The sequence below is a fragment of the Adhaeribacter terreus genome, assembly GCF_042657365.1.
Lineage (GTDB): Bacteria > Bacteroidota > Bacteroidia > Cytophagales > Hymenobacteraceae > Adhaeribacter_A > Adhaeribacter_A terreus.
Genome location: NZ_JBHSKT010000003.1, coordinates 132,192 through 158,889, shown reverse-complemented (window position 1 = coordinate 158,889; position 26,698 = coordinate 132,192). Strand labels below are relative to the sequence as shown.

Genomic DNA, 26,698 nt, shown 5'->3' with positions numbered 1-26,698 from the left:
TAAAACATTCGCTATCAGCAACTTATTTATATTCTGAAAAATATTTAAAATATTTCTTAACCTTAAGGCAACCTCCGGGAATACCTTTGCATCTATATAGTCAGAAACCCCTTAAAGAAACGTTTACTGAAACACTTCTACCCGTGATTACAACCGAACTCATAGCAGCTTTACAAAACGGCGATGCCAAAGCGCAAAAAGCGATCTACGAGCTTTATGCCGGAAAAATGCTGGGGGTTTGTTTGCGTTACCTGAAAAATGAAATGGATGCGGAAGAAGTGATGATAACCGGGATGGTGAAAGTGTTTCAGAATGCAAAACAGTACGAAGGAAAAGGAAATTTTGAAGGTTGGCTGCGCCGGGTAATTGTAAACGAAGCGCTCATGTTTCTGAGAAAAAAGGAACCCTTGCATTTGGCCGTAGAAAAAGAACATCTGCAGCTAGCCGCCCAGGAACAAGCCGATACCGCCCTGAACGAAGCAGAACTTTTAGCTTTATTGCACGAATTACCAGCCGGTTACCGCGCCGTTTTCAACCTATACGCCATAGAAGGGTATTCGCATAAAGAAATTGCCGAAATGCTGCAGATAAATGAAGGAACTTCGAAATCGCAGTTAAGCAAAGCCCGGGCTTTGCTGCAAAAATGGGTTACTGCCCAGGAAAAATTTAGCATAGAGAAAAATGGAACAGCACAATATAGATTCGCGCTTTAAGGAAGGGTTGCAAAACCTGAACCGCCAGCCTTCGGCCGATGCGTGGGCGCGCCTGCAAAGTCAGATGAATGCGGCACAATTGCCAGAAGAACCAGAAATGGTGGCGACGGAAGAAAAGAAAGAAGAACGTCGCATTTTGATGTGGTGGCATTATGCCGCAGCGGCCGTAGTATTGCTTTTCGTTACGTTCGGATTACTAAAAAACGGTAGCAATTTTAGCGGAAAAACTGAAATGCCGGTAGCCGTGAATCAAACTTCAAAAGTTGCCGAGCCAACAGAGAAAATGCAGGAAGTTTCCGCTCCGGTTTCAGAAAAAGCTACAACTTCAGAAAATATGATTGCAGCAACTGAAACGCCGGAAACTGCAATTGAAAGTGAAAACAGCAGCAAAAACGCTGTTAAAAACGGTATCAAAACCGAGGCAAAAACTCCTTTCACAGTTGCTCCTAAAACGCAGATTGCACAGAACACTAAAAATGTGAAAGCTGAAAAATTAACCGATGAAATGCCGGTTCAGGAAAAACCAAAACCGGAACAAATGGCTTCGAAAACGGAAGAAGTAATGATTGCTTCTACGCAGACCAATAACGCAGTGAATGCAAAAACTTCGGAAACGAAACCGGCCCTTTTAGCGGGCATGGCCATTGAAGTAATCGTAAAAAAAGACAATTCAGAAAATGCGCTTGCCATGGCAGAACCAGTTCCAGCCGATGATAAAGATTCGAAACTGGTAAACATTTTCAAACAAGCTAAAAACCTGAAAAACGGCGAACCAGTGGACCTTCAGGCCTTTCTAGTGCCCGATTCCAAATTTGCTAAAGGCACCCGCAACATTACTCAGAAATTCTCCAAAGTACTCGATATTTAAAAGACTTAAAAATCCCCTCAAAATTATGAAACGCTTATTTCTGCTGGCCGCACTCGGCCTGGCAACCACTACCGCTTTGCCTGTTTCGGCCGCCGATTTTGGCTCAACAAAGGCTTCTAAAGACGATACCGTGCTGGTAAAATTAGCCAATGGCGCTAAAATGAGCCTGATCGTAAAAAATACCGAACAACTGAAATCTTTCCAGAATTACAGCCTCGATTCGCTAATGATCATGCTGAACAAGTACATTGCCGAAGCTGAAAAAATGGAAAAGAAAGATGTGAACGGGGAAGACTATACTGTTAGCTTCCGTCCGGCTGAAAAAGAAAAAGGCAAAGGTCGTCCGGAAAAAGTTAGTATTACTATTAAAAATGATGAAAAAAGCCAAAATGTAGAAAAGAAAGACGTTTTTATTAATGTTGATTATGATGATGAAGGCGATACAAAAACAGTAAAAATTGGTTCAGATCCTAATATGAATTGCAATTCTGATTCAACTAAAACCAAAAAGAATGCAAACAGACGTCACCAAAGCGGTATGAACTTCGACCTTGGCTTTAACACTTTCCTGAATACTGAAGGAACTGCTTTAGATGAAGCCGGATTGAGAACCTGGGGATCCCGTTACGTAAGTATTAACCCCTATTATCAGGTTCGGATCGGGGGCGTAAAAAGTCCGCTTCATTTGCGCACCGGTGTAGATTTTTCCTTCAACAATTACATGTTCGACAAAAACTATGTGCTTTTAGAAGATGAGACCAGCGGCCGGTCTGAAACTGTACTTGTAAAAGATCCTCAAAACCGCAACCTCGAAAAATCGAAATTGGCAACTTCAAGCGCCAATATCCCGCTCATGATCATTATGGATTTTGATGATAAAAAAGGAAAGTCAGCTTTCCGGTTCGGAGTTGGTGGCTTTGTAGGTTACCGTTTAGGCAGCCACACCAAAATTAAATACAACCTGGAAGGCGACGATAAGAAAGATAAAGATCAGGGCAATTTTAACCTCGAAGATCTGCAATATGGCCTGAAAGCCACTATCGGTTACCGCGGCTTCGATCTGTTTGCTAATTACAACCTGAATGAATTATTCAAAGACGGTCGCGGACCAAATGCCAACGTGATGAGCTTTGGTATCACGATCTAAGAAAACAAACTTAAAAAGAAAGGAAGCCCGTAAGCTTCCTTTCTTTGTTTTAAAACGCTATGATTTCCAGGGTAAAAAGTCAAAACGCTATGCTCAAAGCACTGAAAACTCAGGAAACCTGCCGGAAAAAATTATCGGTAAGAATAGCCGTAGCCGTAGCAACATTCAACGATTCTGCGTTTCCAAAGGCCGGTATTTTAATAAGGCTGGTCAGGAATTTCCGGGTTTCAGGTCTTAAGCCATTTGCTTCGTTGCCCATTACCAAAACGCCTTCCGGTTTCAGGTTCAGCTTATGAATATTTTCTCCTTCCATAGCCGCACCATAAATTTTAAACTCCCCCGAAAACGAACTTAAAAACTCCGGAAGGTTTACGTAATAAGCAGCCACGCGCGTAAAAGAACCCATGGTAGACGCAATTACTTTCGGGTTGTAAAAATCGGCGCAGGTCTCGGAGCAGATTATTTTTTTAATGCCGTACCAGTCTGCAATCCGGATGATGGTACCCAAATTACCGGGGTCGCGGATATCGTCTAAAGCAATTACCAGTTCAGTGGGTTTTACCGCCAGTTTTGGTAGCGTTTTCATACGCGCAATGGCCAGCCCGGCGTTATTGCTTTCGTAAGTGCCAGCCTGTACCAATTGATTTTCGGTAACAAGCTCGTATTCCAAACTTTTGCGGAACAAATTAGTATGTTTCTGCAGAAAATCTTCCGTTATAAAAAGCTTCTCAATTTCGAGATCAGATGCCAACAACTCGCGCACACTTTTTGCCCCTTCTACTACAAAAGTTTGATGGAGATTCCGATATTTCTTTATTTGCAGCGAATTGATGTATTTGCTTACTGCTTTCGATAACATAGCCAGCTTTTTTTGAACTTACGATTTTACATATTCGCCTTTACAATCGCAATTTTATTCTCGTGGAGTTGCGTGCCCACCCGCCATTTAAAAGGCAAAGAAAAGCTGCTTTACGACGTAAAACTGGAAGATGTAAAGGAGGCGGATCCTGACAAGATACGCGCCCTTTTCCGGCAGCAACCTAACCGGAAAGTACCCATTTTTGGCTCTACTCCTTATTTAACGGTATATTACTGGGGCAAAGGACTCTACAACCCGGCTAAGGTTCAGCAGCAGATTCAGGAAAACGAAGATAAATTTGCAAAGAAAATAAGCAAAGCCGGCGCCGATTCCAGTGAAGTGGTTAAGCTTTCTGAAAAGAAGGAAAAACGTCTGGCTAAGCTTACCCGCAAAAAAGAGGAAGGCAATTTACTGATGCGTTCGGTTGGCGAACCGCCTTCTATTTACGATTCTGCCCTTACCGTCGAAACCGTTTCGCAGGTAAATACCTATTTAAGCTCCAAAGGCTTTTTTCACAACAAAGTAACCTACGAAACCAAAGAGGAAAATAAAAAAATTTACCTCACGCTAAAAGTTGCCGAAAATACGCCTTTCAGATTAAGCGAAACTGCTTACAATATTAAAGATACTACGGTGCAACGCATCGTCCGGAATTCGCAGGCAGAATCGCTGATCAAAACTGGACAGGTTTACGACGAAGAATTGCTTACGCAGGAACGCGACCGCCTGGAAACGCTCATGCGTAATCAGGGCTTTTACGAATTCCGGAAACAATATATTTTCTTCGATGTAGATACCAGTTTTGGCGGCAATACCGTGCGCCTGAAAACTACCATTTCGAACCCGGCAGATAGCGCCAACCACAAACTTTACAAGATCCGCACCATCTACTTTATTGGCGACGCAAATCTGGATCGTTTCGGCGTAACCCGCGATACAATTGATTATGGCGGCGTGAAATACATATGGTACAAAAAATATGTTTCGCCGAAAGTGCTGGATAAAAAGATCCGGATGAGTGTGGGCCAGCCTTACAGCTTAATTCGTACCAGCCGCACCCAACGCCAGATCGGCGATCTGGACGTGTACCGGTTTTCGGCGGTAAATTACACCATTGTAAGCGATTCGTTAAAGCCCATGCTCGATGCTTTTGTGAACGTAACACCTGCAACCCGCTTCCAGATAACCGACGAACTTGGCGGAAATTTCAATTTCACAAACTTTGGTTCCTCGCTGCCCTTGCCCTACGGAAGCTTTCGTTTAAAAGTGCGTAATGTATTTGGCGGTGCTGAAAACCTGGAATTCGGTGTACGCGGTGGCTTAGAAGCCCAGCCAAGTTCCGTTGACGATAAACTTGTAACGACCACTGAGTTAGGTGGAAGCGTGGCGTTGTATTTTCCGCAATTCCTCGACCCTTTTTTCAAACTCGATAGTAACCCGAAGCTGGTAGTTTATAACCCGCGCACACGTATCAATGCCGCTTTTACCTATACCAATCGCGAAGATTATAACCGTACCAATACTGAATTTTCGCTCGATTATCTCTGGCAGCGTTCGCAGCGTTTGCAGTATTTTGTGTCGCTGGTAGATATCAATATTATAGATGCTACCATTAAATCTGATAATTTCCGGGATTATCTGGAAAGCCGTAAAGCGTTGGGCGTTACCCTGATAGAAAGTTTCAAACCCGGTATCGTTTCGAGTATGAATGCTACCATGCTTTACAACAGCAACAACATAAACCAAACCCTCGATTCAAAATACATCAAGCTTTTTGCCGAGATCGGAAATTTACCCGGCGTAATTACTGGCAACAATACCATTGGTTTCAGCGGCTGGTTCAGCGAATTCCTTACCGAACAAACCAAAAACAATTACCGCTCTTACAGCTTCCTGAAATTTAACGCCGACTACCGCCGCTATTATAAAATCAAAGAGAAAATGTATTTCGTGGCGCGCGGAAATTTCGGGATTGTTAGTCCGGTGCCCGGCAGCAACAATATTCTGCCTTACGATAAATTCTTTTTTGCCGGCGGTGGATCGAGCTTACGAGCCTGGCGTCCGCGCAAACTGGGTCCTGGATCTTATACACCGCCCTACCGTTTAAAAGACGAACTTAACCCGGACGCCGACAATAACCTGGTAATTGTAAATGGTCAGCCGCAACGCGATTACCGGCCGGAGCAACCCGGAGAAGTTTTAATAGAAGGAAATGCGGAATACCGCTTCAATATTTTCGGTTTCTGGAACGGTGCTTTTTTTATTGATGCCGGCAACGTCTGGACTTTAAAAGAAAATCCGGAACTACCGGGCTCCGGTCTCCAGGATTTTCACAAAGAATTTGCGGTAGATCTTGGTTTTGGCTCCCGCTTTGATTTTTCCTTTGTAGTGGTTCGTTTCGACTTTGCTACCAAAGTAATAGACCCGGCAGAACCGGAAGGCCAGCGTTTTGTGCTGGACCGTTTCAGAATTAACCGCCTGTTCAGTTCTAAGAACATGCAGAATTCATTCAACATTGGCATTGGATATCCGTTCTAAAAAGCGCTATGGGTTGAGCCAGAAAAAGTAAAAGCCCCGCAAATTATTTGCAGGGCTTTTACTTTTAAGCATAAAAACGGTACCGTTTTTAAGTAAAAAACTGCCTTAATCTTTCGATACCTTTACTGGCGCAAGGGTTAAGCCGCAGGCGTCACTTGTGCCAGTCTAAACAGGTAGATAAAAAAAGCCTGACCAAACGATCAGGCTTAAATTCTATACAAAAAACGCTACCGTTTTACCTGCTAAAACTGATTAATAATTCAGTAACTCATCAAAGGTGGCGGCTACTTTTTCAGCGTTCGGCAACATCATTTTCTCGAGCTCTACGTTCAGGGCAATGGCTGGTAAATTGGCTGCACCTAACGTAAATACCGGAGCATCAAGCTGCTGGAAACATTCTTTGGAAATTCTTCCGGCCAAAGATTCGGCAAAAGAGTTCATCAGCGGTTCTTCAGTCAGTACCAACACTTTACCGTGTTTTTTAACCGATTTCACTACCGTTTCAAAATCCAGCGGGTTCAGCGTTCTTAAATCAACAATTTCAATGGAACCTTCGAATTGCTTCGACGCCGTTTTAGCCCAATACACGCCCATACCATACGTAATTACGGTTAAAGTATTGCCAATGCGTATTTGCTCATCACTGGCTTCCTGTACAATGTTGGCTTTTCCTAATGGAAGTATGTAATCGGCGTCTGGTTCAATGGTTTTGGCATCTTCGGTTCCGGCCACTTTGCTCCAATACAAACCTTTATGTTCCAGCATTACTACCGGGTTCGGGTCCAGGAAAGCAGCTTTCATCAAACCTTTCATATCGGCGGCGTTGCTTGGGTAAACCACTTTAATGCCCCGGATATTCAACAAGGTACTTTCTACTGAACCGGAATGATATGGTCCGCCACCGCCATAAGCGCCAATTGGCACGCGAATTACAGATTGGATCGGGAATTTACCCATAGACAGGTAGCAGCTTTTCGAAAGTTCTTCTACCAACTGGTTAATACCCGGCCAGATATAATCGGCAAACTGAATTTCTACAATTGGCTTAGCTCCTACCGCCGACATACCAGCCGTTGAACCGACAATGTAAGCTTCCTGAATTGGCGTATTGAAAACGCGCTCGTCGCCGTATTTTTTAGCCAGTAAAGCGGCTTCGCGGAAAACACCACCCAGTTCACCACCTACATCCTGGCCGTAAAATAAGGCTTCCGGATAGGTTTTCAGAATATCGTCTACAGCGTGTAAAGCAGCATCTACCATAATGCTTTTTTCACCGCAGCTCGGGCTTCTTTCACCTTTTTCTTCGGTTACCGGCGTTGGCGCAAATTCGTGCTGATCAAAAGTGGTTGGGTCCGGATTTGGTGCGGCTAAAGCTTTTCCGTATTGCTCCTGCACGTAAGCTTTAGCTTCGGCAGCTATTTTATCTAACTCTTCCTGGCTTACATCGGCGTTCAGCAAATGCTTTTCAAGTTGCGGTATCGGATCGGTCAAGGCATGCTGGGCCAAATCATCTCCCCGGTACCATTCGCGGCGCACTCCTGAAGTGTGGTGACCTAAAAGCGGGCATTTCGCGTGAACCAGAATTGGTTTGCGTTCTTCACGCACGTATTGGAAAGCCAATGCCATGCCTACGTAAGAACTTACAAAATCGGAACCGTTCACGCGCATGCGTTGCATACCTTTGAAGCCGGCCGCATATTCATATGCATCCATAGCGCGCATTTCTTTGCCGGTAGCTGAAATTCCCCAGTCGTTGTCCTGCACCAAATAAACGATCGGCAGATTTTTCAATACCGCCATCTGGAATGCTTCTGCCACTTCACCTTCCGTAACCGATCCATCACCGAAAGAACACAAAACCACTGAAGGCGTTTCATTGGCATCTCGCAGTTTCTGGCTTTCGAGGTAAGAAATGGCGTGGGCCATACCGGTAGCCGGAATGGCCTGCATGCCGGTTGCCGAGCTTTGGTGCGGAATTACCGGAAAACCTTCGCGGCGCAAACTCGGGTGACCGTAATAAGTACGACCGCCAGAGAAAGGATCGTCGGCTTTGGCCATGAGCTGCAGCATGAGTTCATACGGCGTAAGGCCCATGCCTAAAAGAATAGATTCATCGCGGTAATAAAGCGAAGCAAAATCGTAAGGCTTTAATTGAAAGGCAGTTGCCAGCTGAATGGCTTCGTGGCCACGCGAAGTGCTGTGCACGTATTTGCTACAGATCGTTTTATTATCTTCGTAAGTATCGGCCATATTTTTAGCCGTAAGCATCAGTTTATAGGCTTTCAGCAATACCGAAACATCGGTTTTTTCGGCAGCAGCAACTTCATTCAACATAAGCAGATATTTATTTCTTCTTACAAATTTAGCCATTTTAACCCGTTTTTTAAAACGGATTTCGGAAAGCTGCCATATATATAATACTTTTGCAAGGCATTTTCATAGCGTTTTTTTATCCCGAACATGAGAGAACAAGTCGAAAATTTTATGCGCCGGTTCCAGGACGACCTTTGCGCCGCATTGGAAACCTGCGATGGTAAAGCGAAATTCCACGAAGATCTGTGGCAGCACCATACCGGCGGCGGCGGCCGTACGCGCGTTATTCAGAAAGGTAACGTGTTTGAAAAAGGCGGGGTAAATTTTTCGGCAGTTACAGGAAGTTTACCTGAAAATGCAGCCAAAGCCCTGCACCTGCCCGATCCGAATTATTTTGCAACCGGCGTTTCAGTGGTCATTCACCCGGAAAACCCGATGGTACCGATCACGCATATGAACGTGCGCTATTTTGAAGCGGGTAACGGCGATGCCTGGTTTGGCGGCGGCATAGACCTTACTCCCATTTACGTAAACAAAGCCCAGGGAAAATTCTTTCACGAGCAACTCAAAAATGTTTGCGACAAACACCACGAAAGTTACTATCCGGAGTTTAAAAAGTGGGCCGACGATTATTTCTACATCACGCACCGCCAGGAAACCCGCGGTATAGGCGGCGTTTTCGCGGACCGGTTAATGGCTACGGAAAATATCAGTTTGCAGGATCGTTTCAATTTTATTCAAGATCTGGCTTATACTTTTGGCCCGACTTATACTCAAATTGTAAATGAGAACCGCGAACTACCTTATACTGAGCGCGAAAAGCAGTGGCAATTACTGCGTCGCGGTCGTTACGTAGAGTTCAATTTAGCCATAGATCGGGGCACCAAATTCGGACTGGAAACCTCCGGAAGAATAGAAAGTATATTAATGAGTTTGCCAAATCTGGCCGGCTGGGAATATAATTTCAAACCGGAACCGGGCAGCTTGGAAGCAGAAACCCAAAGCCTGCTGAAGAAAGATATTGACTGGGTGAACGTGGTTTAATGTGCTAATTTTTTAATGTGCTATTTTCTAAATTCAATATATCACTTAAAACCAGATTAGCACTTTTCAGCAAGAGATCGCTAGCCTTTTCAACCAAAATAATCTGAATAAAAACCCATTACCAAATTCCTAGTTAACACATTAGCATATTAAACCATTAGCACATTAAATAGCCTTGTTAGAAACCATTCGAAATATTGACCGGGAGATCTTTATTTATCTCAACAGCCACCACACGGAATTCTGGGATCCGATCATGGTGCTGGTATCTGAGAGGTTTTTCTGGGTTCCGGCTTACTTGGCGCTGATCATTTATTTAATTTACACCTTCGGCCGTCGTGGTTATATGAAACTGATCATGGCGGTGGTAGGTGTTGGCGCCGCCGATTTTATTTCATCCAAATTTTTTAAACCTGGCTTTGCCCGTTTACGCCCCTGCCACGATCCTGAACTTTCGGAAGTGATCAATATAGTGAGCGGTTGCGGCGGGAAATTTGGTTTTATTTCTTCGCATGCCGCTACTACGTTCGCTTTAGCCACATTTATGGTTTTGGTTTTGCCGCCGCGCTATTTGTGGTTCAAGGTTTCGCTTATTATCTGGGCCGCCGTTGTTTCTTACAGCCGCATTTACTTAGGGGTTCATTATCCCGGTGATATTTTAGCCGGTGCGTTGCTTGGTATCAGTATGGCCTGGCTTTCTGAAAAACTTTATCAGAGAATTCTGCAACGTTACGATTTTTTCCGACGGTAACTTTTTCCGAATTAAATTGGTTATGAAAGCGATGTTTCAATTGAGGTTTTTGTTCGCTTTGCCATACCATTTTTTACTTTTCCTGCTTCTTTTCCTGGCGTTTTTGCCGGCTTCCGGGCAAACTACTTTTACTCTGAGCGGATTCGTGCGCGATTCACAGACCAATGAAACCCTGCCCGGCGCTTCAATCATCCTTAAAAACGATCCGCAAAAAGGCACCGTTACCGATGCCAACGGTTTTTACCAATTGACTTTCCCGTCCGGAAACCATACCGTTCTGGTGCAATACATCGGCTATCAGCCCCTCGAAAAAGCCATTCATATTTCCACCAATACATCCCTGAACTTTCAGCTTTCGGCTCAAACCAAAACCATAAACGAAGTTGAAATAACCGGCCGCCGGACCAACGAAAACGTACGCAGTACCCAAATGGGAGAAGTTATTCTTCCGATGGAACAAATAAAAACGTTGCCGGTGCTTTTCGGGGAAACCGATATTATTAAAACCATTCAGCTTTTACCGGGCGTGAAAAGCGGCGGCGAAGGCAATACCGGTTTTTACGTGCGCGGCGGAGGCTCCGACCAGAACCTGGTTTTGCTCAACGATGCCATCGTTTATAATCCGGGCCATTTAATGAATTTCTTTTCAGTTTTTAATTCCGATGCCATTGGCAAGGTTACCTTATTGAAAGGAAATATGCCTGCGCGTTACGGTGGGCGACTTTCTTCGGTGCTGGATATTTCGACCAGAAACGGCAATTCCGATTCGCTGAAAGCTACCGGCGGTTTGGGTTTAATTGCTTCGCGGCTTACACTGGAAGGTCCGATCGTAAAAAATAAGGCTTCTTTTCTGCTTTCCGGCCGCCGCACGTATATCGATCAGTTGGCAGCACCTTTCCTGAAAAATACCGACCAAGGCGGCGTGCCCTATTATTTTTATGACCTGAATGGTGGCCTGTCTTATGAGATCAATCAGAAAAACCGGTTGTATCTGGATGGGTATTATGGCCGCGATGTGGGTGAATTTTCATTACAGAATGCCAGTTTTAAAGCACAGTTCGATTGGGGAAACACCACCGCTTCGGCCCGCTGGAACCATATTTTTAACCCGAAACTATTTCTGAATGTATCCGGATTATATACCGTCTACCAGTTCAATTTCAACTCCACTTTCGATACCTATACTTCTAAACTGGTAACGGGTGTAAAAGACAAAAGCGCCAAAATAGACCTCGACTGGCAACCCAATGCGCGGCACACTTTACAGTTCGGCAGCATTTATACGCACCACACCCTCACGCCCCGCGCCGGACAAGCGCAAACGGAAGATGGCCTGGATTTTTCTACCGACCGCGTAAAAGAAAAGTTTGCGCACGAAGCCGGCGTTTATATCTCAGAAGATTGGGCGATAACGGATAGGTTTCAGGTTTCGGCCGGTTTACGCGGTAGTTTTTTCAGGCAAAGCGGGCCTTTCACGCTATATAATTTTGAGACGAACGGCGCTTTAGCAGACTCAACGGTGTATGAAAAGGGCGAAAAAGTGACGGATTTCAACATGCTGGAACCGCGGTTTTCGTTCCGGTATGCATTTTCTGAGCGGGCATCGGTGAAGGCCGGATTTTCGCAGAATGCCCAGTACCTGCACCTGGTTTCCAACTCTTTTACTTCGCTGCCTTTGGATATCTGGGTGCCGAGTTCGGTTTTAGTGCCGCCACAAAAAGCAACGCAGTTCGCAGCTGGTTATTTCCGCAATTTCCTGGAAAACAATTACGAAGCTTCGGCCGAGATCTATTATAAAATCCTGAAAAACCAGCTCGAATACCGTGAAAGTTACGCACCCGGCCCCAGCAACCGCGACCTGGAATACGAATTTGTGAGTGGCGACGGCGATGCTTACGGATTGGAATTATTCGTGCGAAAGAACTTTGGTGCGCTGCAAGGCTGGATCGGTTATACACTTTCTTACACCAACCGCAAGTTTCCGGAACTGAACGAAGGCAAAGCCTTTCCGGCGCGTTTCGACCGGCGGCACGATGGTTCGGTGGTAATTTCTTATACGTTGAATGACCGCTGGAAATTCGGCGGCAGTTTCGTGTATGCTACTGGTCAGCCGCTTACTATTCCGGTGCGGCGTTACGTGATCGAGGGCATTGTAACCTACCAATACGGCGATCGCAACGGCTTCCGGATGGAAAGTTTTCACCGGCTCGACCTTTCTGCCACATATGAAAAACCCACCACAAAGAAACTGAAATCGAGCTGGACGTTTGCGATCTACAACGTGTACGCGCGACAGAATCCGTTCTTTTATTACATAGACAGCACCGGAAATCCGTACGATAATTCGATAAAATTACAGGCTAAAAAAGTAAGCATTTTTCCGTTCCCGATCCCATCGGTTACCTGGAATTTTACTTTTTAATGATTAGTGATTAGTGATTAGTGATTAGTGATTAGTGATTAGTGATTAGTGATTAGTGATTAGTGATTAGTGATTTACGCGGTTTGTAAATAACGTTTAGAGAAATTGAATGATAAATAAGGCAATATATTTCAGGAAGTTTCTTCGACTTTTTGGGTTGATTTTGATACCGTTTTTGGTGAGTTGCGAGAAAAATCTGCTTTTAGAAATTCCGGAAGGTGAAGCACAACTGATCGTGGAAGGGCACATTGAACAGGATACGCCGCCGGTGGTGGTGCTTACGCGTAGCGTGCCAGTTTTTAGCAATTTTTCGCCGCAACAGATAGAAGCGGCTTTTGTACACCATGCCCGGGTCTTCGTTTCGGATGGCGTGCGGGAATATGTTTTGCAGGAATTTAATACCAGTAATTTACCGCCGGAACTTCAGAAACTGGTTGCCGAACAATTTGGAATCAGTCCGGAAAATAACGGTGGCGGCCTCCCTTTCACATTTTATTTTTATACTTCTGCTGAACTGAAAGGCCAGGTCGGGAAAAACTACAAACTTCGCATTGAAACGGATAGAGAAACGGCCACGGCCAGCACAAGCATTCCGCAACTAAACCCCATCGATTCACTTTGGATAAAACCCCACCCCGACCCGAAAATGGATACTCTTGTAGCACTCTGGTACCGTTACAAAGATCCCGATACGGTTGGAAATTGCGTGCGGTATTTCACCAAACGGAATCAGGAACCCTTTTATCCCGGTTATTTCACTTCCGTTTTTATCGATGATTTTGTGAATGGCAAACCGTTTATTGATTTCCCTTTGCAACGCGGCGAACCAAAAACACGGGAACCCGATTTCGACAGTTACAGTTATTTCCGGAAAGGCGATACCATTACCGTTAAATGGGCCGCGATTGACATGGCGCATTATCGTTTCTGGCAAAGTCTGGAAAGCGATTTCGGCAGCCGAGGAAATCCGTTTGGCGCACCGGTAAAAATTGAAAGTAATATAAAAGGCGGCTTAGGAATCTGGGGCGGTTACGGCGTTCTGTATTATCATTTTATTGTGCCTGAATAATTATTGATTGCTGATTGATTATTTACCTTGAGTTTTTAATGCGAAAACCATAGCGTTTTTGACTTTTTACCTAAAAAACCCTACCGTTTTTCGGATCTCAATTAACAATCAGCAATTAACAATTAACCAAGCTGCGGTTTCAGAATGCGGGCAATGTATTTACCGATAATATCGAATTCCAGGTTTACTGTATCCCCCACTTTTAAAGTATGTAAATTGGTGTGCTCGAACGTGTAAGGAATAATGGCTACGGAAAAGGAATTGGCTTTTGAATTTACCACCGTTAAGCTGATGCCATTCACACAAACCGAACCTTTTTCTACGGTAATATTGCCTTGGGCAGCATCGTATTCGAAGGTAAAAAGCCAGCTGCCATTCTGATCTTCAATGCTTTTGCAAACAGCTGTTTGGTCTACGTGCCCCTGCACAATGTGTCCATCGAAACGGCCGGAAGCCGGCATGCAACGTTCCAGATTAACGGTATGGTTTTCAGCTAAAAAACTCAGGTTCGTTTTCTGCAACGTTTCGTCAATAGCGGTTACCGTATACGTATCATTTTCTATAGCCACTACGGTTAAGCACACGCCGTTATGCGCCACGCTTTGGTCAATTTTCAATTCATGCACAAAAGGCGCAGTTAAAGTAAAATGCTTATTCGTGCCTTCCGTACGGACATTTTTTACAGTGCCAAGCGTTTCAATTATTCCGGTGAACATGGGTTTTAAGGTGCTATTTTTTTAATGTGCTGATGTGCTATTTGCACTTAGTTTAATAAATTAATGGTTGAAGTAAATCGGTATGGTTTTATGCTTAAAAAGTGCTGAATACTCTTCAAACTATGAGCTAATATGCGAAACAAAAATAGCACATCAGCACATTAAAAAATTAACACTTTATTTCCCTCTTCCTTCTACAATAATTTTTATAGTGTAAAGCATCACCCGGAAATCCATGGCAAGGCTCATGTTTTCGATGTAAAGAATATCGAATTTCAGGCGGCGCACCATTTCATCTACACTGCTGGCATAGCCATATTTTACTTGCCCTAAAGATGTAATTCCCGGACGAACGCGGTGCAAATGCTTATAATGCGGCGCAATTTTTACGATCTGATCAATAAAGAACTGGCGTTCCGGGCGCGGCCCCACCAGACTCATATCCCCGATGATCACGTTCCAGAACTGCGGCAATTCATCTAACCGAACCTTGCGCATAAAACGGCCCCAGCTGGTAATCCGCGGGTCATAATCTGAAGAAAGTGAAGGCCCTTGTTTTTCCGCATCGATGAACATGCTGCGGAATTTATAGATATAAAACGGCTTTCCGTGTTTGCCAATGCGTTCCTGCTTGTAAAAAACCGGTCCCGGACTGGAGAGTTTAACCATAGCCGCGATCATGGCATAAACCGGGAAAAAGATCAGTAAAAACAACGCCGAAGCCACCACATCGATCAAACGTTTCAGCACTTCCTGCCACACCGGCATCAGGTTCTGCTTTATCTCAATGAGCGGCGTTCCGAAAAGGTGGTTTACTTTTACCGAGCCAAGCAATATTTGGTAAAGATCGGGCAGGATGCTGATCCGCACATTTTCGCCTTCCATCAGGCCGAGAATTTCCTCTATTTTTTTGTGTTCGGAAGGCTCAATGGCAATGATTACTTCCTCGATATTGTGTTTTTTAATGAGCTCAGGAAGTTTCTGGTAATAGCCCAGGTTTTTAAGTTCGTTTACAAACAGCGTTTCTATGGCCTGAAAAACGTGCAGATATCCCAGTATATTTAACCCCAAATGGCGGTTATTATTTTCAAGCTCCAGGTAAACTTCCCGCGCATTGGTATTAGAACCTACAATTAAAGTGTTGAAGGAGATCTTTCCGGTGCGGATCAGTTTTTTAATGCTGGTTATGGTAATGGTACGGAAAATACCGGTTATCAGGAAATGCAGCAGAAAATAGGTAGAGATGGTTTTGTAATAGCTCCGGTAATTCTGCACTCCTTCATCATCGAGCAACAATGCAAAAAAGATAATGATGGCGCCCAGAAACGAAATTTGCGCCAAATTGGTAATTTCCTTTACCCGGCTTTTCCGGAAAATATCGCGGTACTGCCCGATAAGGGTATATAAAAGGAACCAGAAAGTGGCGATCATGAGCGCACTGCCCAGCAAAAAGAACGAAATACCTTCGCTCATTTCGTGCAGAATGTATTTGCGAAGCGCGTAGAACAGGATCCAAGCCAGCAAAGCGGCCAGATAATCTGCTACGATCAGTTTAATTTTCTGGAAGTTGCGCGTCAAAACCTAAAAATGAATCAGCCTGATGTTGTCAATTGCGAAGTAATCGCGGGGGTTACCGTTCATATCTACCTGCCAGAGCATCCGGAAATTTGCGCTTTGCAAACCGGTAATATTCACTTCTTCGGTCAGGTTCACATACATTTTGGTCCATTTACGGGTCGGGTTCAGCGTAAGGTCCATAATTGGAGTTGGGTTGCCACCTACAGCAGTAGCCAAAACTCCCACTTTAAAAGGCCGGGTAGTACGGTAATCGAATTCCAGGAAAACCGGCGCATTTGCCTGTGGCAGTCTCCCGTTAAATAAAGATTCCAATACCAGATCTGAAGTTTCGCCGGATTTGCCGTAAACCACTCCTACTGTTGCATTGGCATATTTAAAATCAGCTAAAGAATCCTGGTTAGCTTCCAGTTTGTAAGCGCTGTTGGCTGCCACCCGAATTGCCGGCGTTGCCGGAAAAGCCGTAAAATCTTCGTAAACGTCGAAAGGCACTACGGTGCGGGATTCAAATTTCACTTTCGGGGCAACGGCAGTTACTTTTCCCGGTTCCAGCAATACCGTTGTATCGTACTGAGTATAAAACGCATACGGAAAACGGGCTGCTTTCTGGCCATCGCCATATATACCAGCGTAAACATCAATTTCTACGTTACCATCGGCCACAATCGGAATGGTGGCCGGAAGTTCGAAACAACCGATTATTTTCTTATTGGCAAAAACCCAGGCATCTACAATATTGTTAGAAGCAGAGCCGTAATCTTCAGTAGCATTTTTTCGCGGATCGAGCGGAATGCTGTTTATTTTTATATAAGATGGTGTATCTTCCGTAGGATTGATAATTTCGCAACCTGAAAGCCAGCAAAAAGCTGCCACAGGCAAAAGACGGAAAACAACAGAGCGGAACCGCATGTTAAATTATTAGTTTCTGGGCAAATTTAAAATTAAAAACGCGAAACCCGAAATAAGATTGCTTTCTGCGGCTTAATAGATTCTTAAAACTATGATCACAGACACCTACCGGCATAAAGGCATGCGCAAAGCGCTGGTAAAACTACTCCGCGAAAAAGGCATCCGGGATGAACGCGTATTACAGGCCATTGAGGAAATTCCGCGTCATTATTTTTTCGAAAAGGCGTTTCTCGAACATGCTTACCAGGACAAAGCTTTCCCTATTGGTGAAGGCCAGACTATATCGCAGCCTTACACCGTAGCCTACCAAACCGAACTGCTGGAACTGAAACCAACGGACAAAGTGCTGGAGATCGGCACGGGTTCCGGGTACCAATGCTGTGTTTTGTTAAAAATCACGCCTGAAGTTTATACAATAGAATATAATCAGGTACTTTATAAAAAAGCCCTCAAAGTATTTCACGATCTGAAAGTTCATCCGCAGGCATTTTATGGCGATGGTTCTGAAGGCTTGCCGGTACACGCGCCCTACGATAAAATAATTGTAACCGCCGGTGCACCTGCCGTTCCCAGAGCTTTACTGCTGCAATTAAAACCGGGTGGCATATTGGTAATTCCTGTGGGCAGTGCCGGAACGCAGAAAATGCTGCGGGTAAAAAAAGTATCGGATACTGATTTTATTAAAGAAGAGCTGGAAGATTTCAAGTTTGTGCCACTCTTAGGACGGTCTGGTTGGAAATAGTTAGCAGACAACAAGTTATCAATTATAAAAATACTTACTTCTTAAGGGAACGATATTACTACAATATTGCATTTCATTTATGAAATTGTTATCTTGCCTGCAAATAGTACGTCATTTATGAAATTAAAAAATTTACTTTTAGCTACTGCCTCTGGTTTTTTCCTTTTCAGCGGCGTTAGTTATGCTCAGTCGGTATCTAAATATGGTTGCTATACCGACGAACACACCCGTGAACTTGAACTTCAGAATCCGACCTATGCGCAATCGCGTATTGCCATCGAACAACAGATCCGGAAATATATTCAGCAAAACCCATCGGCTAAGACAAATGGTACTGTGCTGAAAATACCAGTAGTAGTGCACGTAGTAACAGAAAAAGGTTTTAACGGCATTTCAAAAGAACAGGTATTGAACGGTATCCAGGTTTTAAATGAAGATTTCCGTCGTACCAATGCCGATAAAGTGAATACCCGGGCTATTTACGCGCCTTATGCAGCAGACCTGGAAATTGAATTCGTTATGGCCCGCATCGACCCAGATGGGTTCCCAACCGAAGGTATTAACCGCGTAACTTCTCATACAACAAACGGCCCTGTTACCCGCAACGACATAAAAATTGGTGCGCCAGCCTGGCCGACTGATAAATATTTCAATATCTGGTTAGTAAACGATATCGATAGCCCTCCGGGAAGCCAGATATTAGGTTACGCCCAGTTTCCGGGCATGGGAGCCTGGAATACGTATGGCCTGGTAATGCTGCACTCGCAGTGGGGCCGCATTGGCGACGTACCAGGTTCTACTTCCATCACCGATGGCCGTACTGCTACGCACGAAGTAGGCCACTGTATCAACTTATGGCATACTTTCCAGGGACAGGGACAAGCTTCCGGTTGCCAGGGAGGAGATCATACCTTATTGGGAGACATGGTTGGTGATACGCCTCCATCTGCTTATTCAACACAAGGTTGCGATTTTACCCAAAACACTTGTAGTCTGGATACAGGTACAGGTAGTGCATTCACTACCGATATGGTAGATCAGGTAGAAAACTACATGAGCTATGACGTTTGCCAGAACATGTTCACTGAAGGCCAGCGGGTAAGAGCGCACGCTGCACTTTCATCAATTTCGACGCTTCAAAACCTGACTTCTACTAACGGTGCTTCCCCAAGCAACGCGATGGTTACCGGTATAGACCCTAATGCTACCGTTGGTCCTTTAGTGCCGCAACCTTACTTTGCTGTATATAACGATCGTATTTGTGCAGGTGCTTCTGTTAGCTTTAAAGATGAAAGCTACAATGGCAATGTAACTTCCTGGAACTGGACTTTCCCGGGCGGTACACCAGCCACTTCTACCGATCAGAACCCGGTAGTTACTTATAATACGCCAGGTGTATATGCGGTAACTTTATCTGCCGGCAATGGTACATCTTCACGTTCCATTACCAAAAATGCAGTTGTTAAGGTTTTACCGGTTACCAACATTCCATCGGCTTCAAACAGCGTTACTTATCATGAAAGCTTCGAGGATACGTCTTTCCCGAACAATTCATTCCCTACACATGCTACTCCAAATTACAGCTGGGATCTTGAAACCACTGAAGTTGAGAATGCCAACAACTGGGTACGTTACGATCAGGCTTCTGCATCAGGAAAATATTCGCTACGCCTTAATAACCACCCAAGCGTAATAAATGAAGGTATAACTTCTACGCTTTATTCGCCTAATATTGAAACAACCAACCTGACCAGCTCAGTTTTTGCTTCATTTAAGCTAGCGTTTGCGAAGAAAGGAAATACCAGCTCACCTATTACGCCGGAAGAAGTATTGAAAGTATCTTATTCAACGGATTGCGGTGTAAACTGGACCGATAAATTTAACAAAAGCGGCAATAGCCTGGTAACGACTTCAATTGTTACCAATAACTTTAAACCTACCGCTGCTGACTGGAGAGAAGAAAGAATTCCGATACCGGTAGCTAAATTAGACAACACCATCATGTTCAAGTTCGAAACTTATAGTGCAGGTGGTAACTCTATTTACATCGATGATTTCAAATTATTCAGCTTGTTAGGTACTAACGAAGAAGTTGCTTTGGAAAACAACATCAAAGTTTATCCAAACCCGGTAACCATGCAAACTGGTATCAATTTCGATCTGAAAACTCCTGAGAACGTTTCTGTGAAGATCTACGATCTGATTGGCAATGTTATCTATCGTAAAGAGAACGAAAAGTTTGCGGCCGGTTCGCATACTATTGGTTTACACGATAAAATGAAGAACTTAAGTGCAGGCATGTACCTGGTAGAAATGAACCTTGGCGACAAAGTTTATAACACTAAACTTATTGTTCAGTAATTGCTTTTAATTTAACAAACGGGCTTGTTTTATGGACTGAATGGTTCCGGTAAAGCAAGCCCTTTTTTTTAACGAATTTTCATCTATCAAAACTCACTTTTTATGCGAAAAAAATTACTGTTCTTAGCAAGCAGTTTAACCTTAGGCCTTGGCCTAAACCAGGCGCAAAGTCAGAACTTTCCGTTCCGTAAATATTGTGCCACCGACAGCATGACCAATGCGGCCATGAATCTGTATCCGGATTATGCGAAGGGCCGGAAACAATTTATGGAAATGGTAAAAAACCTGAATAATAACCCCGAGGCAGCTCGCATTAAAAAGAACGGCGGTAAGTATACCATTCCAATTGTTATACACATTATGCATACCTATGGCTCCGATAATATTACCGATGCCCAAGTGATGGATGCTGTTCGGATCATTAACGAAGATTATTCAAAATCCAGCTTAGATACCGGAAGTGTAGTAAGCGCTTATAAGCCTTTACATGCCAATATTGAATTTGAATTTAAGCTGGCACAAAAAGATCCGCAGGGAAATTGTACAACCGGTATTACCCGTACGTACACTACCCTTACAAACAATGCCGATAATAACGTAAAAAATCTGATCCGCTGGGCACCGGAAAAATACCTGAATATCTGGGTAGTAGATAATATCTCTTTTGGAGCTGGTGGATATTCTTACCTGCCTTGTAATGTACCACCCAACATAGAAGGTGTGGTGATCCTGAACACGCAGTTTGGTAGCATTGGTCAATCGAATGGCGGCAATTTTTCTGCTCGTTCTTTAACCCACGAAATTGGCCATTACATGGGCTTGCCACACGTTTGGGGCGCGGGCAATACGCCTGGTGCCAGCACCAACTGCGGTATGGACGATGGTATTGCGGATACTCCAAATACGGTAGGTTCTACAAACTTCAGCTGTAATACTACTGCTAATTCCTGTACAGGCACTTACCCGTTCCCAGACCCGAATGGGGCAATGCCAGACAATGTGCAGAATTTTATGGATTATTCATCCTGTGCAAAAATGTTTACTACCGGCCAGAAAACGGTAATGGTAAATGCACTTTTCAATACCACCGCACTCAGCAATTGCCGTAATACACTTGCCGATTCAGCTAACCTGGTAGCAACTGGTACAAATCCGGGATACACGGCTTCGCCTTGCGCCCCGAATGTTGATTTCAGTGCAACTTCCAACCGGATCTGTGCCGGAAATATTGTTGCATTTCAGGAACAGGCTTATAACCTGGCCGGAACTACACCAACATATAGCTGGAGATTTCCAGGCGGAACGCCATCTACCTCTACTTCACCAAACCCTTTTGTAACCTACAATACTCCTGGGGTATATAATGCTACTTTAGTTGTAACCAATGCTTATGGTCAGGATTCGCTTACCAAAACCAACACGGTAATTGTAGGTTCCGGAAACAGTGTAGCCGGTGTACCATTTATTCGTGGTTTCGAAAAAGCCAATTTCCCTACCGACCCAAGCAATCCTGCTGAAAGCTGGGAACGTGAAGTTTCTGGTAATACTGGTTGGGAGCGCATAACTTCAGTGGCTGCTACTGGTATCGGTAGCCTGCGTGTGCGGAACAATAATGTTACAGCCGGTCTTAAAAATGCGTTAATTTCTCCAAGCATCAGCTTTTACAATGTAAAAAATGCTTCGCTGAAATTTAAATTAGCGCATGCTCAAAAAACTTCTGAAAGCAATGAAAGATTAACGATTTCAATTTCTGACGATTGCGGCAATACCTGGTCTGACCGTTATACCAAAACGGGTGCTACGCTTGCTACCGGCCCGATTACTGCTTCTGGTAATTACTCGCCACAAGCAAGCCACTGGCGTCAGGAAAGTTTCAATATCCCGAACACGTTTTCTGGTGGTAACCTGATGTTCAAATTTGAAGTAACCAGCGACGGCGGTAACCCGGTGTATCTGGACGATATTGAAATTACCGGACTGGTAAGCGGCATGAACGATAATCTGGCAGAAGCTGCTAACCTGAATGTTTATCCGAACCCAAGCAACGGCGATGCTACTGTTAGTTTTGCTCTACCAACTGCAACAGATTTCACGCTGGAATTAATTTCAGTAACAGGTCAGCAGATCGGTAAAACATTCGTTAAGAAAAACCAGACCGGCACGCAGGAAATTAAATTAAGCGACATTACCGGTCATCAGAACCTGAACGCCGGTATCTACTTAGTTAAACTGCAGGCCAATGGATTTACAACGCTGAAAAAGGCTATCGTTTTTTAAATAAAAAGTAAAGCGCTTTAATTGTACCGCCGCAAGGATTATCTTTGCGGCGGTATTTTTTTTATAGCCTATACAAAACTCCCATGCGGAAACAGAAAAAAGTTAGCGAATCGTACACCATCATGACGGAACTGGTATTACCCAACGATACCAATACTTTGCACAATTTAATGGGTGGCCGCATGATGCACTGGATGGATATTGTATCGGCGATCGCCGCGCAAAAACATTCTAACCGCATAGTAGTAACGGCTTCCGTAGATAATGTTTCGTTCAAGCAAAGCCCGAAATTAGGCAACGTAATTACACTGGAAGCCCAGGTTACCCGCGCCTTTAATTCCAGCATGGAAGTGCACATAAATGTTTACGCGGAAGATATTCCGGCCGGTAGCAAGATAAAAACCAATGAAGCCTTCTTTACTTTTGTGGCCGTAGACCAGATGGGCAGCCCGATCGATGTACCGGAAGCTGTGCCAGGAACCCCGGAAGAAATTGAGCTTTTTGATGGAGCATTGCGCCGCCGCCAATTACGTTTAATATTATCGGGCCGAATGAAGCCGCACGACGCTGCTGAATTAAAAGCCTTATTCCAACTGGAAGATTAATTACTGCCTGGCAGAATTATTTTCTGCCATTACCGGTTTCTTATTTAAGCAGTTTTTTACCCGAAAACGCTACCGTTTTTACCTCCAAAAGTATGGCCGAATTCAACGCTTTGTTTTATAAAAATTTCTTCTCCGAAACGCTTTTCATAACCCGCGATGCGAACGCCAACGTGCCAACGCCCGATGAAGAACTGACAGTTTCCGGTCCGGAAATTACCTGGAACGAGAAAGTTTTTAAAGGCCTGACGATATTGGTTTCGGAAGATGCAACAACATTCAGCCAGATTCTGCAAAATGAATTCCTGACCAAAATTCTGAAAGCGATTAAGTTTGAAATGCACGACGTGGCTTTTGTAAATATAGCCTGTGGCGCAAATGTAAACCTGGCCGTATTAGGAAGACAATTGCCTATTAAAAGCGTAGTAAGTTTTGGTACTGACTTACTGGATCTGGAAAAAATTCCGGCAGCATACAAACATTTTCACGTTGGGCCTACTCCTGTGTTACTTTCAGAAAGCTTAACTCAGCTGGAAGCGGATCAGAATAAAAAACGGTTACTCTGGAATGGGTTGCAGGGAATGTTCTTGTAATTTAGATGATCTGAATAGCTATAAAAGTTTTGTCATTCTGAGCGTGAGCGAAGAACCTTGTCGGCTGGAAGCAGGAATTAAATAATATGGCATCACTTTTTTAACTGCTCCCTAGGGTTTTAAGGTAAATAATTAACTAGCTACTAAACGCCAACGAGGTCTTTCAGCGCTACGCGCGCAATTGTGCTCAGGATGACAATAAAAAAGCCTTTCCATTGCTGGGAAGGCTTTTACTTTTACAGGCCAAAACAATACCGTTTTAAATAAAAAAACCTGTGAGGTTTTAAAAACCTCACAGGTTTGAATAAGATCAATCCTTTTACTTTTTCAGACTAAAGCGATACCGTTTTTCTATTTTAATACTTCTGCAAGTTTTGCTTCCAAGGCTGCACCGCGCAGGTTTTTGGCAATGATCTTGCCTTCTTTGTCAATCAGAACGGTGTGCGGAATGGCGGTAATGTTGTAAAGTTTACCGGCGGCACTCTCCCATCCTTTCAGGTCTGATACGTGAGGCCACGTTAGTTTATCGTCGGCAATAGCTTTTACCCATTTCTCTTTGCTTTGATCAAAGGAAACTCCGAAGATCTCGAAGCCTTTGTCTTTGTATTTGTTATACATTTTCACCACGTTCGGATTTTCGCGACGGCACGGTCCACACCACGAAGCCCAGAAATCGATGAGCACGTATTTGCCTTTCAGCGATGATAATGATTTGGTGCCCCCTTCTGGCGTTGCCAGAGTAATATCCGGCGCCATGCTTCCAACCGTAACGGAGCCGAGTTTGGTAAGGCGTTCATTTAAAGCTTTGGTGTATTTGGAATTCGGCTGCGTCTTCTTGTAGATCGTCAGCATGCTGTCGGCAAAGGCATATTGCTCTTCCGGGTTGATGAGCGTTAATGTGCTGTAAACCGACATGATGGAATTCGGATTGCGGCGGATAAAGTTTTTGAAGTTATTTTCGCTGGCTACCTGAATTCTGTTGGCCGTAGCTTCAATTGCCTTTACTGAATCCTGCTGACCAGCATTGGTTGCCGTAATGTAACGCTGCTTTAAACCTTCCATTTGCTTTTGCGGCGCTACCATTAAGCCATTCAGCTCTTTCAGTAATTCCGAATCTTTAGAACCTTTAACCGTGTATGTTTCTGAAACATTCTTGGCATCCGCTTCAAATTCGATCTTCTTCTGGTTTTCCAGCACAAAAAGAATAGCGTTTTGCGGGTCTAAAGCCAGTTTGTAAATACCAGTTTCCGGCACAGTTCCGGTCATTTCGAAGCTGCCGTCTTTGCCAATTTCGGCGGTATCGCGGGCTACAAATTGTTGTTCGCCGAGTTCATCGAGATACACTTTACTTCCTTCGGTAGCGTTTTTGAACTTGCCGGTAATTTTATAGCCGTTTTCGGAAGAATCGGCGGTAGTTCCTTTTTTATTGCAGGCGCTTAACATAACAAGCGCACCAGCGGCTATTAAAAATGTTTTTTTCATAAGTTTATTTTTAATCGGGAATACTAATCCTCCCCCTTGCCCCCTCCAAAGGAGGACTTTATCTGATAACGTGTTTTCTTTTAATTACGCATATTGCGTAAGTCCCCCTTTGGAGGGGGTTAGGGGGAGGACCACTTTTGCGGTCCTTTTCCCTACCGTTTTCTAAGCGTTTTCCAACGTTTTGCGCAGGAGTTCATTTGCAATCTTCGGATCGGCTTTGCCCTGGGTTTTCTTCATTACGTCGCCCATGAACATGCCCAGAAGACTTTGCTTACCGGCTTTGTATTCGGCTACTTTCGTCGGGTTACTTGCTACTACGGCAGAAATGATTTCCTGCAGCGCATTGGTATCGGTGCTTTGCAACAGGTTCAGGTCTTCGGCGGCTTCCATTGGGTGCTTGCCCGGATATTCTAACAGGTGCGGGAAAATTTGCTTGCTGGCCACGTTGTAGTTCACTTTGCCGTTGTCTACCAGCGCAATCAGGTCGGCGATCTGGTTAGGCGTCAGCGGGAAATCGTCGATGTGGAGGGTAAGCTCGTTCAGGTACGATTTGATAGGGCCCATCATCCAGTTGGAAGCAGCTTTGTAGTTGCTGGTGTAGTTGCAGATCTGCTCGAAGAACAAGGCAATTTCTTTGCTGTCGGTTAACACCTGGGCATCGTATTCCGGCAGACCGAAATCTTTGGTGAACTTGTTGTACAGGTAATGCGGCAGGTGCGGCATTGCTTCTTTAATCTGCGCGATCCAGGTTTCCGAAACTTTCAGCGGCGGCAGGTCCGGCTCCGGGAAATAACGGTAATCGTTCAGTGTTTCTTTGGAACGCATGGCCGTGGTGCTGCCGGTATTCGCATCGAAGTTACGGGTTTGCGAATCGATCTCGCCGCCGTTTTCAAGAATTTGGATCTGGCGTTCGATCTCGTGCTCGATGGCGCGCTGAACGTTCCGGAAGGAGTTCATATTCTTCACCTCCACTTTGGTACCGAAATTCGAAGCGCCTTTGAGCATTACCGAAATGTTGGCGTCGCAACGTAGCGAACCTTCTTCCATATTGCCGTCGCAGATATCGAGGTATTGCACCAGTTTTTTGATCTGGGTCAGGTAGGCGTAGGCTTCTTCGGAATCGCGGATATCCGGTTCGGAAACGATCTCGATAAGCGGTACGCCGGCGCGGTTAAAATCTACCAACGTTTCGGTTTCGCCGGCCAAGTGCATCGATTTTCCGGCGTCTTCTTCCATGTGAATGCGGGTGATGCCGATGCGTTTTTCTTCGCCTGAGTTGCCCTTAATTTCAATAAAGCCTTTGGTGCAGATCGGGGTTTTATCCTGGGTGATCTGGTAGCCTTTCGGAAGATCGGGGTAGAAATAGTTTTTGCGGGCGTACACATTATTTTCCGTGATCTGGCAGTTCGTTGCCAAACCCATTTTTACGGCCATTTCTACCACTTTTTTATTGATGCGCGGCAAGGTGCCCGGGTGCCCTAAGGTAATTACGCTCAGGTTGGTGTTGGGCATTGTGCCGTATTCCGTAGAATCGGAAGAATAGGCTTTGCTCTCGGTTAACAGCTGCGCGTGCACCTCCAAACCAATTACTGCCTGATATTTATCGCGAATTGCGCTTTCCATTTTTTGGTAATGATTAATGATTAGTGATTAATGATTAGTTGGGTCATTAATCAGTTTTTTATTTCAATTTGCTACCGTTTTTGCCGTTGGTGTT

20 protein-coding genes are annotated in these 26,698 nt (G+C 44.5%); 13 read left to right on the top strand and 7 right to left on the bottom strand.

Features of this window, described 5'->3' with window-relative positions:
* Positions 1–143: 143 nt before the first annotated feature.
* Genes ACFPIB_RS06010 through ACFPIB_RS06000 form a run of 3 tightly spaced genes read left to right on the top strand, consistent with a single transcriptional unit; the run spans position 144 to position 2,728 of the window.
* Positions 144–713 (top strand): RNA polymerase sigma factor, encoded by a 570-nt coding sequence (locus ACFPIB_RS06010; protein ID WP_378016527.1) that lies wholly within the window; start codon positions 144–146, stop codon positions 711–713.
* Complete coding sequence (locus tag ACFPIB_RS06005) at positions 682–1,581, top strand: hypothetical protein (RefSeq protein WP_378016526.1); 900 nt, start codon at positions 682–684, stop codon at positions 1,579–1,581. The genes ACFPIB_RS06010 and ACFPIB_RS06005 overlap by 32 nt, the downstream gene beginning before the upstream one ends.
* A 25-nt stretch (positions 1,582–1,606) precedes the next feature.
* On the top strand, positions 1,607–2,728 hold the full coding sequence (locus ACFPIB_RS06000; protein WP_378016525.1) for an outer membrane beta-barrel protein: 1,122 nt from the start codon (positions 1,607–1,609) through the stop codon (positions 2,726–2,728).
* 109 nt (positions 2,729–2,837) lie between these two features.
* Here the strand turns inward: ACFPIB_RS06000 and ACFPIB_RS05995 are convergent, their stop codons facing one another.
* Entirely contained in the window at positions 2,838–3,587 is a 750-nt protein-coding gene (locus ACFPIB_RS05995) for a TrmH family RNA methyltransferase (RefSeq protein WP_378016524.1), read from the bottom strand.
* Between the two features lie 12 nt (positions 3,588–3,599).
* Here ACFPIB_RS05995 and tamL point away from each other — a divergent pair, with 12 nt between their 5' ends.
* Positions 3,600–6,125: a translocation and assembly module lipoprotein TamL gene (gene tamL, locus ACFPIB_RS05990; RefSeq protein WP_465251495.1), complete on the top strand. Its 2,526-nt coding sequence runs from the start codon at positions 3,600–3,602 to the stop codon at positions 6,123–6,125.
* Positions 6,126–6,377: 252 nt separating this feature from the next.
* Here the strand turns inward: tamL and ACFPIB_RS05985 are convergent, their stop codons facing one another.
* Entirely contained in the window at positions 6,378–8,459 is a 2,082-nt protein-coding gene (locus tag ACFPIB_RS05985; RefSeq protein ID WP_378016827.1) for an alpha-ketoacid dehydrogenase subunit alpha/beta, read from the bottom strand.
* Between the two features lie 126 nt (positions 8,460–8,585).
* Here ACFPIB_RS05985 and hemF point away from each other — a divergent pair, with 126 nt between their 5' ends.
* The 4 genes from hemF (at position 8,586) to ACFPIB_RS05965 (ending at position 13,724) form a co-directional block, all read left to right on the top strand.
* Positions 8,586–9,482: an oxygen-dependent coproporphyrinogen oxidase gene (gene hemF, locus ACFPIB_RS05980; protein ID WP_378016522.1), complete on the top strand. Its 897-nt coding sequence runs from the start codon at positions 8,586–8,588 to the stop codon at positions 9,480–9,482.
* A gap of 175 nt (positions 9,483–9,657) precedes the next feature.
* A complete protein-coding gene (locus ACFPIB_RS05975) occupies positions 9,658–10,233 on the top strand; it encodes a phosphatase PAP2 family protein (protein WP_378016521.1) in 576 nt (191 codons plus the stop codon).
* Between the two features lie 22 nt (positions 10,234–10,255).
* On the top strand, positions 10,256–12,655 hold the full coding sequence (locus ACFPIB_RS05970) for a TonB-dependent receptor (RefSeq protein ID WP_378016520.1): 2,400 nt from the start codon (positions 10,256–10,258) through the stop codon (positions 12,653–12,655).
* Between the two features lie 178 nt (positions 12,656–12,833).
* Entirely contained in the window at positions 12,834–13,724 is an 891-nt protein-coding gene (locus ACFPIB_RS05965) for a DUF4249 domain-containing protein (protein WP_378016519.1), read from the top strand.
* A 122-nt stretch (positions 13,725–13,846) separates the two neighbouring features.
* On the opposite strand, the gene ACFPIB_RS05960 is transcribed toward ACFPIB_RS05965, so the two are convergent.
* The 3 genes from ACFPIB_RS05960 to ACFPIB_RS05950 all read right to left on the bottom strand — a co-directional run bounded on the left by ACFPIB_RS05960 (position 13,847) and on the right by ACFPIB_RS05950 (position 16,924).
* Complete coding sequence (locus ACFPIB_RS05960; RefSeq protein WP_378016518.1) at positions 13,847–14,440, bottom strand: riboflavin synthase; 594 nt, start codon at positions 14,438–14,440, stop codon at positions 13,847–13,849.
* 177 nt (positions 14,441–14,617) lie between these two features.
* Positions 14,618–16,018, bottom strand: coding sequence for a sugar transferase (locus tag ACFPIB_RS05955; protein WP_378016517.1), 1,401 nt, complete (start codon positions 16,016–16,018; stop codon positions 14,618–14,620).
* A gap of 3 nt (positions 16,019–16,021) precedes the next feature.
* Complete coding sequence (locus ACFPIB_RS05950) at positions 16,022–16,924, bottom strand: hypothetical protein (RefSeq protein ID WP_378016516.1); 903 nt, start codon at positions 16,922–16,924, stop codon at positions 16,022–16,024.
* 91 nt (positions 16,925–17,015) lie between these two features.
* Between ACFPIB_RS05950 and ACFPIB_RS05945 the strand changes: the two genes are divergently transcribed.
* The 5 genes from ACFPIB_RS05945 (at position 17,016) to ACFPIB_RS05925 (ending at position 23,499) form a co-directional block, all read left to right on the top strand.
* Positions 17,016–17,666 carry a protein-L-isoaspartate(D-aspartate) O-methyltransferase gene (locus tag ACFPIB_RS05945; RefSeq protein ID WP_378016515.1) on the top strand — a complete coding sequence of 217 codons (651 nt, stop codon included), beginning with the start codon at positions 17,016–17,018 and terminating at the stop codon, positions 17,664–17,666.
* A 117-nt stretch (positions 17,667–17,783) separates the two neighbouring features.
* Positions 17,784–20,027 (top strand): M43 family zinc metalloprotease, encoded by a 2,244-nt coding sequence (locus ACFPIB_RS05940; protein WP_378016514.1) that lies wholly within the window; start codon positions 17,784–17,786, stop codon positions 20,025–20,027.
* 102 nt (positions 20,028–20,129) lie between these two features.
* Positions 20,130–22,304 (top strand): M43 family zinc metalloprotease, encoded by a 2,175-nt coding sequence (locus ACFPIB_RS05935; RefSeq protein WP_378016513.1) that lies wholly within the window; start codon positions 20,130–20,132, stop codon positions 22,302–22,304.
* An 83-nt stretch (positions 22,305–22,387) separates the two neighbouring features.
* Positions 22,388–22,909, top strand: coding sequence for an acyl-CoA thioesterase (locus ACFPIB_RS05930; RefSeq protein ID WP_378016512.1), 522 nt, complete (start codon positions 22,388–22,390; stop codon positions 22,907–22,909).
* A gap of 92 nt (positions 22,910–23,001) precedes the next feature.
* Positions 23,002–23,499, top strand: a complete 498-nt coding sequence (locus tag ACFPIB_RS05925; RefSeq protein ID WP_378016511.1) for a hypothetical protein — start codon at positions 23,002–23,004, stop codon at positions 23,497–23,499.
* A gap of 351 nt (positions 23,500–23,850) precedes the next feature.
* Here the strand turns inward: ACFPIB_RS05925 and ACFPIB_RS05920 are convergent, their stop codons facing one another.
* On the bottom strand, positions 23,851–24,981 hold the full coding sequence (locus ACFPIB_RS05920; RefSeq protein ID WP_378016510.1) for a redoxin domain-containing protein: 1,131 nt from the start codon (positions 24,979–24,981) through the stop codon (positions 23,851–23,853).
* 162 nt (positions 24,982–25,143) lie between these two features.
* Positions 25,144–26,604 carry an Asp-tRNA(Asn)/Glu-tRNA(Gln) amidotransferase subunit GatB gene (gatB, locus tag ACFPIB_RS05915; RefSeq protein ID WP_378016509.1) on the bottom strand — a complete coding sequence of 487 codons (1,461 nt, stop codon included), beginning with the start codon at positions 26,602–26,604 and terminating at the stop codon, positions 25,144–25,146.
* Between the last annotated feature and the right edge of the window lie 94 nt (positions 26,605–26,698).

Excerpts from the sequence above, each read along its gene's own strand:
- ACFPIB_RS06005 (WP_378016526.1), top strand. The coding sequence starts at position 682 with ATGGAACAGCACAATATAGATTCGCGCTTTAAGGAAGGGTTGCAAAAC.
- ACFPIB_RS06000 (WP_378016525.1), top strand. The coding sequence starts at position 1,607 with ATGAAACGCTTATTTCTGCTGGCCGCACTCGGCCTGGCAACCACTACC.
- ACFPIB_RS05995 (WP_378016524.1), bottom strand. The coding sequence starts at position 3,587 with ATGTTATCGAAAGCAGTAAGCAAATACATCAATTCGCTGCAAATAAAG.
- ACFPIB_RS05985 (WP_378016827.1), bottom strand. The coding sequence starts at position 8,459 with ATGTTGAATGAAGTTGCTGCTGCCGAAAAAACCGATGTTTCGGTATTG.
- hemF (WP_378016522.1), top strand. The coding sequence starts at position 8,586 with ATGAGAGAACAAGTCGAAAATTTTATGCGCCGGTTCCAGGACGACCTT.
- ACFPIB_RS05970 (WP_378016520.1), top strand. The coding sequence starts at position 10,256 with ATGAAAGCGATGTTTCAATTGAGGTTTTTGTTCGCTTTGCCATACCAT.
- ACFPIB_RS05960 (WP_378016518.1), bottom strand. The coding sequence starts at position 14,440 with ATGTTCACCGGAATAATTGAAACGCTTGGCACTGTAAAAAATGTCCGT.
- ACFPIB_RS05950 (WP_378016516.1), bottom strand. The coding sequence starts at position 16,924 with ATGCGGTTCCGCTCTGTTGTTTTCCGTCTTTTGCCTGTGGCAGCTTTT.
- ACFPIB_RS05945 (WP_378016515.1), top strand. The coding sequence starts at position 17,016 with ATGATCACAGACACCTACCGGCATAAAGGCATGCGCAAAGCGCTGGTA.
- ACFPIB_RS05940 (WP_378016514.1), top strand. The coding sequence starts at position 17,784 with ATGAAATTAAAAAATTTACTTTTAGCTACTGCCTCTGGTTTTTTCCTT.
- ACFPIB_RS05935 (WP_378016513.1), top strand. The coding sequence starts at position 20,130 with ATGCGAAAAAAATTACTGTTCTTAGCAAGCAGTTTAACCTTAGGCCTT.
- ACFPIB_RS05930 (WP_378016512.1), top strand. The coding sequence starts at position 22,388 with ATGCGGAAACAGAAAAAAGTTAGCGAATCGTACACCATCATGACGGAA.
- ACFPIB_RS05925 (WP_378016511.1), top strand. The coding sequence starts at position 23,002 with ATGGCCGAATTCAACGCTTTGTTTTATAAAAATTTCTTCTCCGAAACG.
- ACFPIB_RS05920 (WP_378016510.1), bottom strand. The coding sequence starts at position 24,981 with ATGAAAAAAACATTTTTAATAGCCGCTGGTGCGCTTGTTATGTTAAGC.
- gatB (WP_378016509.1), bottom strand. The coding sequence starts at position 26,604 with ATGGAAAGCGCAATTCGCGATAAATATCAGGCAGTAATTGGTTTGGAG.